General features: G+C 38.2%; 14 protein-coding genes and 1 pseudogene. 7 read left to right on the top strand and 8 right to left on the bottom strand.

The features are described from left to right. Nucleotides 1-4 precede the first annotated feature (4 nt). Nucleotides 5-871, top strand: coding sequence for a lipoyl synthase (gene lipA / locus NZD88_RS04575; RefSeq protein WP_259827778.1), 867 nt, complete (start codon nt 5-7; stop codon nt 869-871). A 204-nt stretch (nt 872-1,075) separates the two neighbouring features. Here lipA and NZD88_RS04570 read toward each other — a convergent pair whose 3' ends face one another. Continuing rightward, nucleotides 1,076-1,936: an AraC family transcriptional regulator gene (locus NZD88_RS04570; RefSeq protein WP_259827776.1), complete on the bottom strand. Its 861-nt coding sequence runs from the start codon at nt 1,934-1,936 to the stop codon at nt 1,076-1,078. A 194-nt stretch (nt 1,937-2,130) separates the two neighbouring features. Here NZD88_RS04570 and NZD88_RS04565 point away from each other — a divergent pair, with 194 nt between their 5' ends. Further along, entirely contained in the window at nt 2,131-3,333 is a 1,203-nt protein-coding gene (locus NZD88_RS04565) for an MFS transporter (RefSeq protein ID WP_259827775.1), read from the top strand. A gap of 166 nt (nt 3,334-3,499) precedes the next feature. Here NZD88_RS04565 and NZD88_RS04560 read toward each other — a convergent pair whose 3' ends face one another. Further along, complete coding sequence (locus tag NZD88_RS04560) at nt 3,500-3,880, bottom strand: SpoIIAA family protein (RefSeq protein ID WP_169236056.1); 381 nt, start codon at nt 3,878-3,880, stop codon at nt 3,500-3,502. A gap of 114 nt (nt 3,881-3,994) precedes the next feature. Here NZD88_RS04560 and NZD88_RS04555 point away from each other — a divergent pair, with 114 nt between their 5' ends. Next, nucleotides 3,995-5,200, top strand: coding sequence for an NAD(P)/FAD-dependent oxidoreductase (locus tag NZD88_RS04555; RefSeq protein ID WP_259827773.1), 1,206 nt, complete (start codon nt 3,995-3,997; stop codon nt 5,198-5,200). A gap of 105 nt (nt 5,201-5,305) precedes the next feature. Here the strand turns inward: NZD88_RS04555 and NZD88_RS04550 are convergent, their stop codons facing one another. The 5 genes and pseudogenes from NZD88_RS04550 to NZD88_RS04530 all read right to left on the bottom strand — a co-directional run bounded on the left by NZD88_RS04550 (nt 5,306) and on the right by NZD88_RS04530 (nt 10,991). Then, the gene (locus NZD88_RS04550) at nt 5,306-6,499 is read right to left on the bottom strand and encodes a vWA domain-containing protein (RefSeq protein ID WP_259827771.1); all 1,194 of its coding nucleotides are present in this window, start codon (nt 6,497-6,499) and stop codon (nt 5,306-5,308) included. Nucleotides 6,500-6,517: 18 nt separating this feature from the next. Next, nucleotides 6,518-8,119 carry a DUF4139 domain-containing protein gene (locus tag NZD88_RS04545; protein ID WP_259827769.1) on the bottom strand — a complete coding sequence of 534 codons (1,602 nt, stop codon included), beginning with the start codon at nt 8,117-8,119 and terminating at the stop codon, nt 6,518-6,520. Between the two features lie 154 nt (nt 8,120-8,273). After that, a complete protein-coding gene (locus tag NZD88_RS04540; protein WP_259827768.1) occupies nt 8,274-8,948 on the bottom strand; it encodes an SIMPL domain-containing protein in 675 nt (224 codons plus the stop codon). 288 nt (nt 8,949-9,236) lie between these two features. Continuing rightward, nucleotides 9,237-9,524 (bottom strand): annotated as a pseudogene (locus tag NZD88_RS04535) (nuclear transport factor 2 family protein); the annotation flags it as partial. 15 nt (nt 9,525-9,539) lie between these two features. After that, nucleotides 9,540-10,991, bottom strand: coding sequence for an amidohydrolase family protein (locus tag NZD88_RS04530; RefSeq protein ID WP_259827766.1), 1,452 nt, complete (start codon nt 10,989-10,991; stop codon nt 9,540-9,542). Nucleotides 10,992-11,186: 195 nt separating this feature from the next. On the opposite strand from NZD88_RS04530, the gene NZD88_RS04525 reads away from it, so the two are divergent. From NZD88_RS04525 to NZD88_RS04510, 4 genes are all read left to right on the top strand, one after another. Then, a complete protein-coding gene (locus NZD88_RS04525) occupies nt 11,187-12,968 on the top strand; it encodes a histidine kinase (protein ID WP_259827764.1) in 1,782 nt (593 codons plus the stop codon). A gap of 13 nt (nt 12,969-12,981) precedes the next feature. Then, on the top strand, nt 12,982-13,698 hold the full coding sequence (locus NZD88_RS04520; RefSeq protein WP_259827762.1) for a PA3715 family protein: 717 nt from the start codon (nt 12,982-12,984) through the stop codon (nt 13,696-13,698). Nucleotides 13,699-13,750: 52 nt separating this feature from the next. Continuing rightward, nucleotides 13,751-14,485, top strand: coding sequence for a LytR/AlgR family response regulator transcription factor (locus NZD88_RS04515; protein ID WP_259827761.1), 735 nt, complete (start codon nt 13,751-13,753; stop codon nt 14,483-14,485). Nucleotides 14,486-14,559: 74 nt separating this feature from the next. Then, entirely contained in the window at nt 14,560-15,099 is a 540-nt protein-coding gene (locus tag NZD88_RS04510) for a lipocalin family protein (RefSeq protein WP_259827760.1), read from the top strand. A 167-nt stretch (nt 15,100-15,266) separates the two neighbouring features. On the opposite strand, the gene NZD88_RS04505 is transcribed toward NZD88_RS04510, so the two are convergent. Continuing rightward, a complete protein-coding gene (locus NZD88_RS04505) occupies nt 15,267-15,740 on the bottom strand; it encodes a DUF7832 domain-containing protein (protein WP_259827758.1) in 474 nt (157 codons plus the stop codon). Between the last annotated feature and the right edge of the window lie 62 nt (nt 15,741-15,802).

The following is a 15,802-nucleotide window of genomic DNA, read 5'->3' as shown; positions in this document are numbered from 1 at the left end:
ATAAATGGAGAATTTAGTTCAAGATACTACCGTTCAAAAACCAAAGTGGATCCGTGTAAAACTTCCTACCGGAAAGAACTACAGGGAGCTTAGGACTTTGGTCGACAAATATAAATTAAATACCATATGCCAGAGCGGAAGCTGTCCGAATATGGGTGAATGCTGGGGAGAAGGAACGGCAACGTTCATGATCTTAGGAAATATCTGTACAAGAAGCTGCGGATTCTGCGGTGTAAAAACAGGAAAACCGCTTGACGTCAATTGGGATGAGCCTGAAAAAGTGGCCCGTTCTATCAAATTGATGAAGATTAAGCATGCTGTTCTTACTTCTGTAGACCGCGATGACCTGAAAGATATGGGCTCCATCCTTTGGGGAGAAACCGTGAATGCAGTAAGAAGAATTTCTCCGGGAACAACGATGGAGACTCTTATTCCTGATTTTCAGGGACTCACCAAGCATATTGACAGATTAGTAGAGGTAGCTCCTGAAGTGATCTCTCACAATATGGAAACGGTAAAACGTCTGACAAGAGAAGTGAGAATACAGGCTAAATATGAGCGAAGCTTAGAAGTATTGAGATACTTAAAAGAAGCGGGTCAGAGAAGAACAAAGACGGGAATGATGCTTGGTTTAGGCGAAACTAAAGATGAAGTTTTCCAAACCATAGAAGATATCAGAAATGCCAATGTTGATGTGATCACACTTGGACAGTATCTTCAGCCTACCAAAAAACATTTACCGGTGAAAAAATTTATTACACCGGAAGAGTTTGATGAGTTTGGAGATTTTGCAAGAAGTTTAGGCTTCAGACATGTGGAAAGCTCTCCACTAGTAAGAAGTTCTTATCACGCTGAAAAACATATTCACTAAAAAATATAACCGCTTCAAGTGAAGCGGTTTTTTATTTTAAGTAACAAGCTCGGTGATAAGAACAGCTCTTAAGTTAAAAAAGATAATCTCGTTCTGACAAAATCTGTCGGATCAAAATTCCCCTCCAGTGGAGGGGTGGCGAAAATTCGAAGAATTTTTGACGGGGTGGTCAAACAATCACCCGCCATTTAAAGGAAAAGAAATCTAGTTCCTCACCTCAATATTCTTCAAATACTTTTTCCTAAACTCAGATGGCGTTTCACCCGTATGCTGCTTGAATAGTTTATTAAAATAGGAAAGACTTTCAAAACCCACCTGAAAACAAACCTCTGTCACAGAATAATCTTTCAGCAGAAATATCTTAGCCTGATTGATTCTGTAGTTATTCACGAAATCGGTGAATGTCATATTCGTCTGCTTTTTAAAATAACGGCAAAAAGCGGGTGTGCTCAGGCTGACGATCTTTGCAATTTCATTAACATTCGGTTTTTTATCATAGTTTTCGTGGATGTAATCGTAGATTGTTCCCATTCTGATCTTGTCATTCAGGAACCATTTTATTCTCGTGTCTTCTTTGTTCAGTTCTTTTACTTCATCAGAGGCAGCGAGGATTTGCAGAATTTCAATCAGGCCCATCAGAGCATCAAAAGAGTTTTTATCTTTAATCTCATGAAGTTTTTCAACAACCGTTTTTTTCGTTTCTCCGGAGAATGAAAGTCCCAGATAAGATCTTTCCATGAGCTTTTTAATAGATTCAAATTCCGGAACAGGGAAAATAATATCCTGAAGAAAATTTTCTCTCAGTTGCAAGACCATCTGCCTGCATTCCGTCTGGATACCATAATCGAAATTCAGATGCGGAACATTAGATCCAATCAGAACCAAATCACTCTCTGTAAAACCGGAAATATCTCTTCCTACGTGGCGAATTCCGTTGACGGCTTGTACATACACCAGTTCTATTTCAGGGTGATGATGCCAGAAAAAACAGTTCTTTAAAGACGGCGAAAAAAGCTTAAAAGACTTTCCTTTTTCAAACTCTATAATTTCTTTCTGGATTTTCATTTTGTCCTCATTTGATTGTTTCTGATTTTAAAATTACATAAAAAGGTTAATATGGAGCAAGTTTTTATCATTTCAAGAGAAGTAAAAACCGATATTTCTTGCGAATTTTGCACTTTCAAACTAAAGATGGATGCCCATTTTTAATGTTCAGAAAAATCATTTAAAATTAAATTCGAAAAAGAAGTTTACTCACAATGAAGATTGATAAAAGAATAATACCGCTGGCCATTGGCGGTTTGGGAATCGGAACTACGGAATTTACCGTAATGGGATTGCTTCCTGATATTGCAAATACCTTAAAGATCACCATTCCGGAAGCGGGACATCTGATCTCGGCTTACGCGATGGGAGTAGTGATCGGAGCTCCAATCCTGATCGGGTATTCTGTGAAATTTCCACCAAAAAAAGTGTTGATGGTTCTGATGATCCTTTTTACACTATTTAACGGGCTTTCTGCAATAGCTCCCGATTATACGAGCATGCTGATCATCAGGTTTATGTCCGGACTTCCTCATGGAGCATTTTTTGGGGTAGGAACGGTAGTAGCATCGCGAATGGCTGGAAAAGGGAAGGAGGCATTTTATATATCCTTAATGTTTACGGGACTTACGGTGGCCAATCTGGTCATGGTTCCTTTTGTTACCTATATCGGGCATGCTTATCACTGGAAACTATACTTTGCCATTGTAGCATTGATCGGCCTTTTCGCCATATTATTCCTGAAATTATGGCTTCCTGCCATAGAAACGAATCAGGATACGCACTTTCTCGAAGAACTGAAATTTCTTAAAAGGAAGCAGTCGTGGCTGGTTTTAGGGATTACAGCAATTGGATTTGGAGGACTTTTCACATGGTTCAGCTACATAACACCTTTGATGACCATCGTTGCCGGAATCCAGGCTAATCAGATGGCTTATGTGATGGTTCTTGCCGGTGCCGGAATGGTGGTTGGAAATCTTGCCGGAGGATTTATTTCCGACAGACTTGGACCTGAAAAAACATGTGCATTACTGATCTTTCTGATGATGATCTCGCTTGCCGGTGTATTTTTCTTTGCCGAGCATCAGAATATAGCACTTATCCTGACATTCGTCTGTGGGGCATTGTCGATGTCTGTTGCCGCACCTATTAACATCATGATGATGAAAGCAGCTCCAAAAAGTGAAATGATGGCTGCTGCATTCATGCAGGCTGCTTTTAATATTGCCAATGCAATGGGAGCATTTTTAGGTGGGATTCCCTTAGAATATGGCTTTTCATTCAAATATCCTTCATTGGTAGGAGTGGGGATGACATTCATTGGTCTTGCTATAAGCTTACGATATAGATATCTTTATGGCAGAGAAACTCCTGATAACGATGACACCGTTGTAGAGTGTGTGCCTTGTGAGAAGTAAAAAAAGAATGGATATGCATTCTTTAATTCATTGGGTATTAGAAAAAAACCTTTGCGTTAAAAAAAACATTTACAAATAAAAGGAGGTCAGGAATTTATAATTCGCTCATCAATACAAAAAGAGACTTTGTTCATGAACAAAGCCTCTTTTTCTTTATAAAATACGGTTATACTTCTACCTCATTGCCGTTTTTACACCAATAAAGCGCATTGTATAAATTTTCTTTAGGGAAAGATTTAAATTCTCCCGGCATCAGAACGCTGAAAATATCTGTGAAGTTCTGTACCGCTTCTTTGTCTGTAACAATAGCTGCCCGGTTCCATTTGGAAAGATTTTTTAGACCTAAAAGCGCATCTTCAAGCCATGCTCCCATGGTAAACTTATCCAGATCCGTGTCCAAATATAAAAGGTAATTCAGCTCACCAAATTCGTCTACTTTTTCCTTTACATGAGGAATGACAAGGTTTTCAAAATCTTCTCTGGTTATTTCTCCCGTTGCATTGAACGCAGCAACATTTTCCGGAGCTTCTGGAATAATCGTTATCATAGTAAATTATTTATGTGGTTGGGTTTTAAACTGGGTACAATAATTGCACCATAAATTGATAATAAATCGTTAAAATACTTATAAATATTACTATTTTTAATATAATATTCAATTATGGATCTAAAATCAAACGAACCTTTCTGGCTTATAAAGAATGGACTTATAGAATCTTATCCGTCCCTGAAATCAAATGAAGAATGTGATGTTTTAATTATAGGCGGTGGTATTACCGGAAGCCTTATTGCCCACCAGATGGTCAGTGATGGTTATAAAACAATCCTGATTGACAAACGCGAAATCTGTAATGGAAGTACTTCAGCCACCACTTCAATGTTGCAATACGAAATAGATGTTCCGCTCTATGAACTGATTGACAAGATCGGAGAGAAAGGAGCCGTGGAAAGTTATAAAGCTTGTTCTGACGCCATAGACCATCTTGAAAAGCTGACCAAACAGATCCGGTCTGATGCAGGTTTTAAACGAAAAAAATCTCTATATTTTGCTTCAAAAAAGAAAGATGTAAAGTGGCTGAAAGAGGAATATAAAGCCAGAAAAAATGCCGGATTCAATGTAAAATGGCTGGAAGCAGAACAAATTATAAAACAGTTTGGATTTGAAAATACCTATGGGGCTATTCTTTCAAAACAGGGAGCCAGCATCGATGCCTTTAAGTTTGCCCATGAATTATTTGAGCATAACACAAAAAAAGGATTGAAAATATTTGATAAAACTGAAATGAAAAAGGTAGAATACCATAAAGGTTTTAATCAGGTAACGGTAAACAGTGGTTTTCAGATCAAAGCTAAAAAGATAATCTATTGCATCGGTTATGAGAGTAAAAACCTCATCAGGGAAAATTTTGTTGATTTAAAAAGCACTTTCGCCGTTGTTTCAGAAATTGATAATGACAAATTTAAAAATATAAGCAGCACCCTGGTGTGGAATACAGATGATCCGTACATCTACATGCGGACGACAGATGATGGAAGGCTTCTGATCGGCGGCGGAGATGAAGATTTCAACGATGCCAAAAAAAGGGATGCACTTCTCGATAAAAAAGAGAAGGAGATCCTGAAAAATCTAAAAAAGATAAAACCGGATTATCAGTTTTATACAGATTTTGTCTGGGCCGGAACTTTCGGGGAAACCAAAGATGGTTTACCCTATATCGGGGAGCATAAAAAATTTAAAAATTCTTATTTTGTCCTGGGTTTCGGAGGAAACGGAATTACTTTTTCTGTAACAGGAATGGAAATGGTTTCTCAGTTTATGAAAAACAAAAAACATCTGCTATCTGAGTATTTTAAATTTGGAAGATAAAAATCTGATGGCTGAAATATCCCAAGCCATCAGATATAAATTAAGACTGATATTGAAAAATTTGATAAAATGATGGCCTTCAATATTGAAGGCCATCATGTCTTATTAAGAAGTATATCCACTCATTTTTGCCTGTTCCAATATGGATTTCTCAATTGCTTTTCCAAGATCGTCGGAATCAGAATTTCCCCGTTTTTTCATTTCACTATCAATATATTCCTGACGTTTTCTGGAAAGTTCTTCAATTTCCTTCTGAATCTTTCCACGTTCCGTAGATTTTACGGCAATTGCTTTTTTGATCTCTTCTTTACTTTTACCTTTCAGTTCAGCAGGAAGCGCATCATCCTTTACGGAGGCGATAAAGTCTGCATCTTTTTCAGCTTTGTCCACAAGGTCCCAGTGATCATTTTTGTACGCATTTTTCTTAGACTTGGCAACGGTTCTTTCTACATAATTAGAAACCGATTGTACTTCAGCATTTCTATCCTGAGTTACTTGTTTTAGTTTATATTCAGAGCCGTGATTTCCATAATAGATGTAGGTGTCGTTCAGTTTGGTGTTGCATTCTGAAATTCTTACATCATAAGGCGTTTCAATATAAATCACTTTCCTGTCGCTGTCGATATTAAAATATTTACCACCACCTACAACCGCTCCGTTTTGCCAGAAAGTTTGGGCACCTTCTTCTCTGCTTCCACAGAAAATGGTATTGGTGTATATATTTTTGGTTTTAGCCTTGGAAATTACTTCTTTGTAATTTACTTTTCCCTGATCAAACGGTTCATTACCGGCGATGTAGATCAGTTTCATGCTTTTTTCGTTGCCATCCCAATTCAGATTCATTGACGCATCGCGGATCACGGCACCGCAGTATTCATTTCCGCCATTGGTTCTCAGAGCAAATAATTTTTCGGAAACCAGATCCAGGTCCTGCGTAAGAGGAGTCACCTGGCGGATATAATTCTCATCACGAATACCGTCATTTCCGTATTCATAAAGGGCAATTTCTATCTGGGGAGCCTGTCCGTTGTACTTCAGTGTGGTTAAAGTATTCACGATATTCCAAAGCCTGGATTTAGCCTGATCGATAAGCCCGTCCATACTGTTGGAAGTATCCAGCAGAAGGGCAACCTGGATTTTATTGTCCTTTGATGGCGTAGGTGTTTCAGGGACAGAAGCATTCTGTACTAATACTGCTCTGTCTGTTGTCGTGCTGTTTGAACAGCGGATGTCTGAAAAGCTACCGGAGCTTAGAAAAGCGGTAATAGCCGTCATTGCTAAGATTTTTAAAGTTGTCATAGTGCTATTTTTTATGGGTTATCTGCTGTAATATTGAATCTGCATTTCTTTTGGATACTTCACCTCATAAGAGAAATTGATCTTGTCTGAACTTCCGCTGCCGATGTTTCTGTTCCAAAGGATGCTTCCCGTCTTCTCATCAAAACTTCCGTTTCCAATCTCTAAGGCTTTAACCAGGATTTTAGAATTTTCGCTGATTGGAAGCTGGTCGAGGATTTCCAGTTCGATACTTTCTTTTGTATTGTTTCTGATGCTGATCTGGAAAGATTCCGTTTCCCATTTATTACTGTTCAAGGTTTTCTGAGACGTTTTATCTTCCAGTTTGATCCTTTTTACGGTAATTCTTTCATCAACACCCAGAGAAATAGGGAATTCGTCTTTTACATAATTGCTTGCAATGCTGGTCTTCCCGATGTAATTATCATCAAAATAAACATTGGCTTCTCCCGAGATCAGATTAAGATTCTGCCAGTTTTTAATGAACGCCATCAGGAATACCTGGTTGTTCAGTTTCGGAACTGTATGGTATTTGTAGGTGGCATCAATCTGTTTTTTATCAAGGATCACATACTGCTCTTTTTCCTGACTTAAAATGGTCTGGTTATAATTAAGCTCATAAATGACATTCATCTGGCTGTCCGAAACGGTTGCTACAGGGATTTGGTTTGGTGTAACGACAGCATCTTCTCTCATTTGATAAGAATTCACCTCTTTAGCTGCTGCTTTCAGGCTGTAATTGGCCGTTTCAGCCTGAGCATTATAAGCGGTATATTCAGCTACATAAAGCGGGGAAAGAATCGGCCGGTCCTGATTATAAGAAGGTCTGTAGGTGGACACAAACAACTTTACATTTTTCCAGTCCTGCCCGGTTTTCTGGTAAATCTTTCCTTTGTAAACCATTTCAAGAGGTTTCTTTACCGATTCGGCACGCAAATCGTAAGATGGAACCCAACCTGCATCAGAAACGATATAGCTCACCCCTAAGTTCAGATTGGTTTCATGGTCTGCAAGGATTTCCAGAAGAAGTTCTTTTCTGTTGGTGTTTTTGTTGGTTTGCTCTTCTGCGAATTGATTATTGATCTTGCCAATACCTTCATCTAAAATTATTTTCTGTTCATTCAAAACAAAAACCTGGTTATCGATTTCCAGCATTCTTTTTCTGTAAAATTCGGTCAGTTTGATCAGCTGTTCCTGCGGAGTAGACTTGTCATTGGTAGAAACCTTTAGATTGTCATTAATGATATTCTGTTCACCGGTCAGGTTCTTGATCTGGATATTCAATAAATTCACTTGTCTCTGTAATTTTTTTCTTTCATCATCAAGCTTTTTCTCTCCGTCAGATAGATCCTCGTTTTTCAAAAAGTTGCTCTGTGGCGTTATAGAAAGAAGGGTTGTATTTTTTTCAAGATTGATTTTGTAGGTGTTTTCATCCAGATTATTGGGAAGATTGACGATTCTCACCATATTTCTTCCTTTCTGTAGAGTAACGGATGTACTTCCGAAAACTTTGGCACCCTGAAGGAAGACAGTGGCCTGTTTCACTTCAATCTCCTTCTTGATTTCCTGTCCTTTTAAAAATGAAACAGAAAATGCGATGAGTAGTAATAAATAGCGTTTCATAGTATATTATTTTAAATTCCTATAGTAAAATTATCTCTATTTAAGGCTGAAAATGGGGAGACTTGGTGAAACCTGACTTTCACTTGGTGAGCTTAAAAATCAGGCTGGAAAAAGAAAAACAGCCCTTTCGGACTGTTTCTTAAATCTGTTAATTCTAAAGGATTTCATATCGTGTTTTGATGCTGTATTTCAGCTTGATATTCTCAATATTGTCGAAAGAAAAATCTATGGTAGCGTCTGCTGCTTCCAGCTGCATATTTCTTACACTGCTTTTGTAGGCTACAGGAAGAACCATATCGCTGGTGTAATCTTCAATTTCGATGATCTCAAGCGGAGCCCCGGTTTTTTTACCCATACTCTCCAACAGATAATCTGCCTTTTCTTTGGCTGCTTTTAATGCATTGATCTTAATTGTTTTTCTGAAATCTGCTATTTTAGTGTTTTTCACTTCCGCTACATTCAGGTTGCTTACCCATTTCTGGTTGAGGTCTTCAAATATTTTGCTGATGTTCGCTTTTGTATTGACTTTGAACTGGTAGCTTTTCGTGAATTTTCCATTTTTAGCATAGATATTCTGGTACATGGATTTGAATTTGATGTCTTCGTTCTTCACACCTCCATTCTTCAGTGTTTCAAATAGTTTCTTTTCATTATCCGCCAGATCATTCTTGTTATCCGCTTTAATGCCGACGCTGAAGATAATCTCATCCGGTTCCACTTCCATTTCTGCAATACCTGTTACTTCAATTGCATTTTTCTTTACTTCCTGTGCATTCACAAAACTTCCCAGGGTAAAGATTCCGATCAATAAAAAATGTCTCAATTTCATAATTTCTTGTTTTAAATTCTGAAGTAAAATTACGACGATCCGAAACCCGAAATAAAGAGACTTGGTGAAATGAGGTTTTCACTTGGTGGATGCCCATAAAAAAGACGATCCCCCTGAGAATCGCCTTTTGTAGCTTTTTAAAACGTTTTAAAACATTAAGATCAATGAAGGATGTAAGGTTAGTTAAGAAAAAATCAAATGATTTTTTAAGCTGTATATCTTAAAGCGAAGCTAAAACTTAATGCTCTTAAGAGCTTAACAAGAATCTTAATGGTTCAAAAATTAAGTTTAATAAATAAAGTAAACCTTCGAAATTTTATCGTTTTTAATCTCATAAATAGCCGTCGCTTCCGTTTTCACACCAGGACTCAGCCCTGAAACGCTCTCTTTATCAATAACAGTATTGAGATTTACGATCCTCTGTTTGATCTCGCAATGCAGATCCGGATATTTTTCAAACATAGCGGAATAGGTTTTTCTCATGGCTTCTTTTCCCTTACTCATAAGCTTGCCGGGGAACATATAAAGCTCTACATTGTCTGCATAGGGTTCTAGAAAAGCATCAATATTTCTCGCATTATAAGCATTAACCTACTGTTGAGCCAAAGATTCCGGCGTCACTTTTATAATTTTCTCCCGGTCTACAGGCAGACCGTTTTTGATTACCAGATCAATTTTCGTAAGATGCTCGAGGTTATCAACCGGATTGGCATTGAGAAGAACAAAATCGGCTGTTTTGCCAGCTTCTATGCTGCCGTACTCATTTTCTTTATTAAGGATTTTCGCAGGAATAATTGTAGCCGACTGAAGAATCTGCCATTCGTTCATACCGCTTTCTTTCATTGCTTTAAGTTCTGCAGGAAAGGATGAAGCATGTTGTGTTCCTATATTTCCGGCATCGGTACCAGCAGCGAGCATTACCCCTCCGTCAGCCAGTTTTTTAAGATTGACTTTTCGGATAGAATCTGTTTTTGAAATGTAGGCTTTTATTTTAGGCTCACTGAACCGTGCTTTACGTTTATTGAGCATCGCAGAATCTGAGGTTTGCGTAAGATGCTTCAGATCATACATCGAGCCGATGCTTTCAGGATTGGAGTTTTCCAGTTCATACGTATTGTAGACTTTCTTTTGTCCGTAGGTGTCATAATAATTATCCATTACCGTAAGGGTAGGGGTCACAATGACTTTTTTTGATTTTAAAAGTTTTACAAAATCATCAGAAACGATTTCATCTTCTATATTATGGACCAGAAAATCGACACCGTTAAGTACTGCTGTTTCTGCGGTGAAGCGTTCTGTAGCGTGAATGGCTACCTTTAAATTATTTCTGTGGGCTTCATCAATGACCGCTTTTATAGTCGGTTCCAATTTCTTAGTCTGTTCTTTCTTCTTTTCAGCATCTCCCGTTACAATATACCATATTTTGATAAAGTCGGGTTTGTACGGAAGCTGTTCCTGCACCAGCTTTTTTGCGTCATCTATGGACAAAAGCAGTCTGAAAGGTTCATTTTTACCAAGGTTTTTAAAAACTTCAGGTTCATAAGTGGTAATGAGTGGTCCTGACATATAAACTGATGGAAGACGCTCATTTACTTTCAGGGAATCTCTAAGTTTCAACAAATTGTAAGTGGCGCCCGGATCAATGACTGAGGTAATTCCCATTTTAAGATAACGCTGCAGAAGGTCTTCCATATGAGCATGGCTCCAGCTGATCTCTTTTTCGTAAGGAACATGTTTTCTGAGGTCAAGGGCATCCGGTCTTGTATACAGGCCTCCGCTCTGGAAAAAATGGACGTGTGCATCTGTCATTCCGGGAATCAGATATTTACCTTCACCATTAATGATATGTGAATTCTGGGGAATTTTGACCTGTTTGCTGGGTTTTACTGCGGTAATGATTCCTCCATTCATAACCACTGTTTGAGAAGGGATCATTTTTTTGTGAACCACATCAGCAACCGTTACATTCTGAATATAGATCTGTGCACTAAAACGGCTTATGCAGAATAGGGTTGCCAGTAGAATCTGAAGTTTTTTATTCATGATTTCAGTGTAAAGTAATAACACAAATATAATGAAAGCCTCACTGTACTTTGTTACACAATTTCCAGAACCATTTAAAAATGAAAGCTTTGCTTCTTTGATTGGGTAAACTGTGTGAAATGAAGTTTTGACTTGGTAAAGAATAGAAAAGGATACCTAAAGTTTTACTTACTTTGCATTAAAGATCTGAAATCCGTGAAATTAGTTTTTAAAATATTGTTTATCTTCATTCTTGCTGCAGGAAATTTCTGTACAGCACAGGATTCTACACGGGTTACCCAAGCCTATAAATCGGCGGTAAGACTGAAAAAAGCAGTAGACAATAATGATAATAAAGGCGTTGCCGATTCCTATGTAGGAATTGCCAATGATTATTACAACCAGGGAAATTATGCCAAAAGTGAAGAATTTTTGGTGAAAGCCAGAACCATTTACAAAAACCTTAACGATAAAAAAAATCTGGAATCCGTTACCCGGAAAATTGCCCAGTCACAGGAAAAGCAGAACAAAATAACGCCTGCTATCAGCAATTACAGCATGGCGGCCGAGATGAGCTACAATGAAAAAAGCAGAGCGGTCAATACCAATGATGCAGCAAGGCTTTCTTCCCCCAACGCTGAGCAGAAAGTAGAGGCGATTCAGGATAATATCAATATAGGTCTTAAAACAAAGGACAAAGGGGATCTGGCAGCAAGTTACAGCCAAATGGCAGATGTGAACATCCAGCAGAACGATATTCCCAGAGCGGAAGAAAACCTCAACAGTGCCTACGCCATTTCTAAAAAGGAGGCCCCTCAACAGGCCTTAGAGATCAATCAGAAGCTGACCAATTTCTATGTGGAAAACAGAAATTTTGAAAAAGCCATTGAGGCCAAAAAGAAAGTCCTGAAAGAAGATTTTGTAAAAGAAAATTCACAGGAAAAAGTCAACCAAATTCAGGAACTGGCCGATATTTATATTAAGAAAAATGACCCGGAAGAAGCCGTGGTGTTATTAAAAAATGCCTACGGAATAGCTCTCGAAAAAGGACATACGCTGGAAGCCCAGAAAAGTGTAAAAAGACTGGACAGCCTGTATAGTATAACGGGAAATACTGCTGCCTCAGTTTCACTCTATCGGGATTTTCTGGGGAAACTTCCGGATATTGTGTCCAAAGACAGAAGCCTGGTAGATAATAAAATTCTGGAAGATACCGAGCAGAGAATTTCCCAGCTTGAAAAAGAAAAGGAATTGAAAGACCAGCTGATTCGTAAGAAAAATGTTTATAATTATAGCCTGATCGGAGTTTTGGTTTTGTTAACAGGCTTGGTTATCTTTATTTTCAGAATGTTGAAGAAAGTTCAGATCAAAAATAAAAAGATTGCTTTACAGTCGCTGCGACGTGAAATGAATCCGCATTTTATCTTTAACAGCCTAAACAGTGTCAATCATTTTATTGCGACGAATAATGAGCTGGAAGCCAATCAGTATTTGACAAAATTCTCAAAACTGATGCGCGGCGTCATGGAAAACTCTGCCGAAGATTTTATTCCTTTCCAACAGGAACTGGATCTTCTCCAGAATTATCTAGCGTTGGAAAAAACACGTTTTTCGGATAAATTCGATTATGAAATTGATGTAGACGAAAGCCTGAATATGCAAAGCCTGAAAGTTCCGGGAATGCTGGTTCAGCCGTTCCTGGAAAATGCGGTATGGCATGGACTTCGTTACAGAAGTGACAAAGGATTTTTGAAACTGAGCTTTGAAAAAGAAGCCCAGCATTTGAAGATCACCATCGAAGATAACGGAATCGGCATTGAAGAAAGCAAAAAGCAAAAGACAGAGCATCAGAAAAACAGAGAAGGCCGCGGCATGAAAAATACATTGGAAAGGATCAAATTGTTGAATGATCTCTATAAAAAAGAGATCGCCTGTATCATAAAGGACAAGGAAAACAACAGTGGCGTTTTAGTGAATATTAAAATAAATCTGGCTTAAAAAACAACAGATAATGAAGTATTTATTCACGGGAATATTGATATTCTCATTCGCTGGAATTTTACATGGACAGGAAATCAATGCAACGCGGTTTGATCATATCGTGAAAAGCTTAAAGCTTGACAAAACCAGGATCAAAGAAGAATTCTGCACCGAAAAGAAAATGCCGAACGCGGAAGATTCATATATTGCTGTACTGCCCATTCTTCAGGGCAAGGAGGAAGAGGACTTTTTTGTAGTCCGGAATTATATTGTAATCACAGATGAAAATGGAGGAATCAAAAACCAGTATTTTGATCCGGTGGAAATCACTTCAGATGCCATTATGTTGAGAAGTATAATGATAGATACAGGATTGTACAACATCAGCAGTGGAATTCGTGCTTTCGGTGTGAAAGTAAGTGTTCAAAACGGCAGTAAGCCCAATCCCTATTCTTCAGAAACCATCTCCCTTTATTATCCGTCGGGAAACACTTTTAAAAAAGTGTTGAATGAATTTGAATTAAGCAATTACAGCGGAGAATGGGATACCAAATGTACAGGCGAATCCGCAGATGACCATTCCGTGATCATGATGGATAAAACAAAAACCAATAATTTCACGGATCTGAAGATTAAAACTATGTCCATCGATAGAAAAATCAAAGAAGTAAATGGAGACTGCAAAGAAAATGAAACCTCAAAAACCTCCTACCGTATCTTAAAATTTAAAAACGGAAAATACCAATAAAACCATTCCCTAATCCCTGCCATCTGCTCCCTAATTCCTAATCCCTTACAAAATGAAAATAAAATCCGTAATCGTAGACGATGAGATCATTGCAAGAGAAGTTCTCAGAAATTATATCACAAAATACTGTCCGCAGGTAGAAATAGTAGGCGAGGCAGAAAACATCAAAGAAGCCGTTCCGTTGATCGCTGAGAAACAGCCGCAGTTGGTCTTCCTGGATGTAGAAATGCCTTTTGGGAACGCCTTTGATGTATTAGAAGCTACCAAGGAATTTTCCTACGAGACCATCTTTATCACAGCGTTTTCTCAATATTCGTTGCAGGCACTTAATAAATCAGCCAGTTATTATATTTTAAAACCAATTGATATTCAGGAGCTTATTTTAGCCGTGAATAAAGTAGCGGAGAGTCTTGAAAGCAAAGAAGAACTCAACCGCAATAAAATTCTCCTTGAGAATTTAAAACTAAAACCTGAAAAACAGCAGCTTATTCTTCCGACACTTCAGGGGTTTGATGTCGTAAAAACAGAAGATATCCTAAGGCTGCAGGCAGACGGAAACTTTACACAGGTCTACCTTACCGACGGTTCTAAAAAAATGGTCTGCCGTTTCCTGAAACATTTTGATGACCTGCTGGAAAACCCATTTGTAAGAGTTCACCGCTCCCATATTATCAATTCCAGGTTTGTGAAATCCTATCATAAAAGTGGGACCATCATGCTTTCAGATGATACGGAAATTGAGGTTTCCGGCAGTTTTAAAGACAATTTTCTGAAGGTCTTTTCTTAGAAATTATTGTTCCTTAAAAGCGTAAAGGCATTATTTTTGAAGTTTTCCGGGTAATCACACAAAATATTCCAATTATGAAAACGTTTAAGAAAATTGCTATTCCGGTTACATTAGGTGTTTTAGGGCTCATTATGTACAACTCCTGTTCTGCAGGAATGCCTAAAGGAGCAGTAGCGGTCAACAATTTTAATGCTAAAAAATATCTGGGAAGGTGGTACGAAATAGCCCGTTTTGATTATAGATTCGAAAAAAACATGGATAACGTTACGGCCGAATATTCCGAAAATCCCAATGGTTCCATTCGTGTCGACAATAAAGGCTATGATTATATTAAAAAAGAATGGAAAGAATCCATCGGAGAAGCCAGATTTGTTAAAGACAAAACCGAAGCCCGTCTCAAAGTTTCATTTTTCAAACCGATTTGGGCTGGCTATAATGTTATTGATATCGATGAAGATTATCAATATGCCTTGGTTGCGGGAAGCAGCTTAAAATACTTATGGATCCTCTCAAGAACGACCTCCATTCCCGAAAGCATCAAACAGCGTTTCCTCGAAAAAGCAAAAAAATTAGGTTATAAAACAGATGAACTGATCTGGGTGAAGCATAATTAGGAGTTGGGAGAGTCAAGATTTTAGATGCAAGACATCAGATATCAGACATGAGACTTTAAGATTGAGAATAAGGTAAAGGCTGAGAGCAAGATAATAACGACTATCAGCCTGTACTTTATATCCCGAAGCACGAAACTCATATCTCATAAACGCTCACACTCCGAAACTCAAACCCCGGAAAACTCCTTCCATTCCTCAAAACGCTGATCAATAAGCGGTTTGATCAGATCATAGTTTTCGTATGTATTTTCTACGTGGTAGAAGGATTCGTACTCAAAATCATTTTCTTCTGCTTTCCTGTCGAAAGTTTCGGAATAATCATCGGTAAAAGAATGGAATTTTTTTCCAAACGCTGTGTCATCATTATAATAAGCCTGTGCAAAACCATTGCCCAGATCATTGAGATCATGCTGGCTGAACTTTTCATCACACATCTCAATCAGGAATTCTCCTCCCGTCATCTCGCGTCTTTTCACACTTTGGATTTCATCTGCAGAATCTTCCGCCAACTCATCCGAAATAAGATCGTTGTTGATGCACCATGCCAGAAACATTCCGATATGGGTCGCTGCATTTTCATCAGGTAAATTTTCCGGATATTCTCCGCCATAGTGCCAGGAAGCATCATCATATTTTGCCATTGCCGAATAATTATAGTTTTAAACAGTATCACCCAAAGATAGAAAAAATCATTTTATGTTGT

The sequence above is a fragment of the Chryseobacterium pyrolae genome (assembly GCF_025153485.1).
GTDB lineage: Bacteria > Bacteroidota > Bacteroidia > Flavobacteriales > Weeksellaceae > Chryseobacterium > Chryseobacterium antibioticum.
The sequence above is the reverse complement of the archived record's forward strand: the minus strand, read 5'-3'. Positions and strand labels throughout refer to the sequence as shown.

Excerpts from the sequence above, each read along its gene's own strand:
- lipA (WP_259827778.1), top strand. The coding sequence starts at position 5 with ATGGAGAATTTAGTTCAAGATACTACCGTTCAAAAACCAAAGTGGATC.
- NZD88_RS04515 (WP_259827761.1), top strand. The coding sequence starts at position 13,751 with ATGAAAATAAAATCCGTAATCGTAGACGATGAGATCATTGCAAGAGAA.
- NZD88_RS04540 (WP_259827768.1), bottom strand. The coding sequence starts at position 8,948 with ATGAAATTGAGACATTTTTTATTGATCGGAATCTTTACCCTGGGAAGT.
- NZD88_RS04570 (WP_259827776.1), bottom strand. The coding sequence starts at position 1,936 with ATGAAAATCCAGAAAGAAATTATAGAGTTTGAAAAAGGAAAGTCTTTT.
- NZD88_RS04565 (WP_259827775.1), top strand. The coding sequence starts at position 2,131 with ATGAAGATTGATAAAAGAATAATACCGCTGGCCATTGGCGGTTTGGGA.
- NZD88_RS04505 (WP_259827758.1), bottom strand. The coding sequence starts at position 15,740 with ATGGCAAAATATGATGATGCTTCCTGGCACTATGGCGGAGAATATCCG.
- NZD88_RS04545 (WP_259827769.1), bottom strand. The coding sequence starts at position 8,119 with ATGAAACGCTATTTATTACTACTCATCGCATTTTCTGTTTCATTTTTA.
- NZD88_RS04530 (WP_259827766.1), bottom strand. The coding sequence starts at position 10,991 with ATGAATAAAAAACTTCAGATTCTACTGGCAACCCTATTCTGCATAAGC.
- NZD88_RS04520 (WP_259827762.1), top strand. The coding sequence starts at position 12,982 with ATGAAGTATTTATTCACGGGAATATTGATATTCTCATTCGCTGGAATT.
- NZD88_RS04510 (WP_259827760.1), top strand. The coding sequence starts at position 14,560 with ATGAAAACGTTTAAGAAAATTGCTATTCCGGTTACATTAGGTGTTTTA.
- NZD88_RS04550 (WP_259827771.1), bottom strand. The coding sequence starts at position 6,499 with ATGACAACTTTAAAAATCTTAGCAATGACGGCTATTACCGCTTTTCTA.
- NZD88_RS04560 (WP_169236056.1), bottom strand. The coding sequence starts at position 3,880 with ATGATAACGATTATTCCAGAAGCTCCGGAAAATGTTGCTGCGTTCAAT.
- NZD88_RS04555 (WP_259827773.1), top strand. The coding sequence starts at position 3,995 with ATGGATCTAAAATCAAACGAACCTTTCTGGCTTATAAAGAATGGACTT.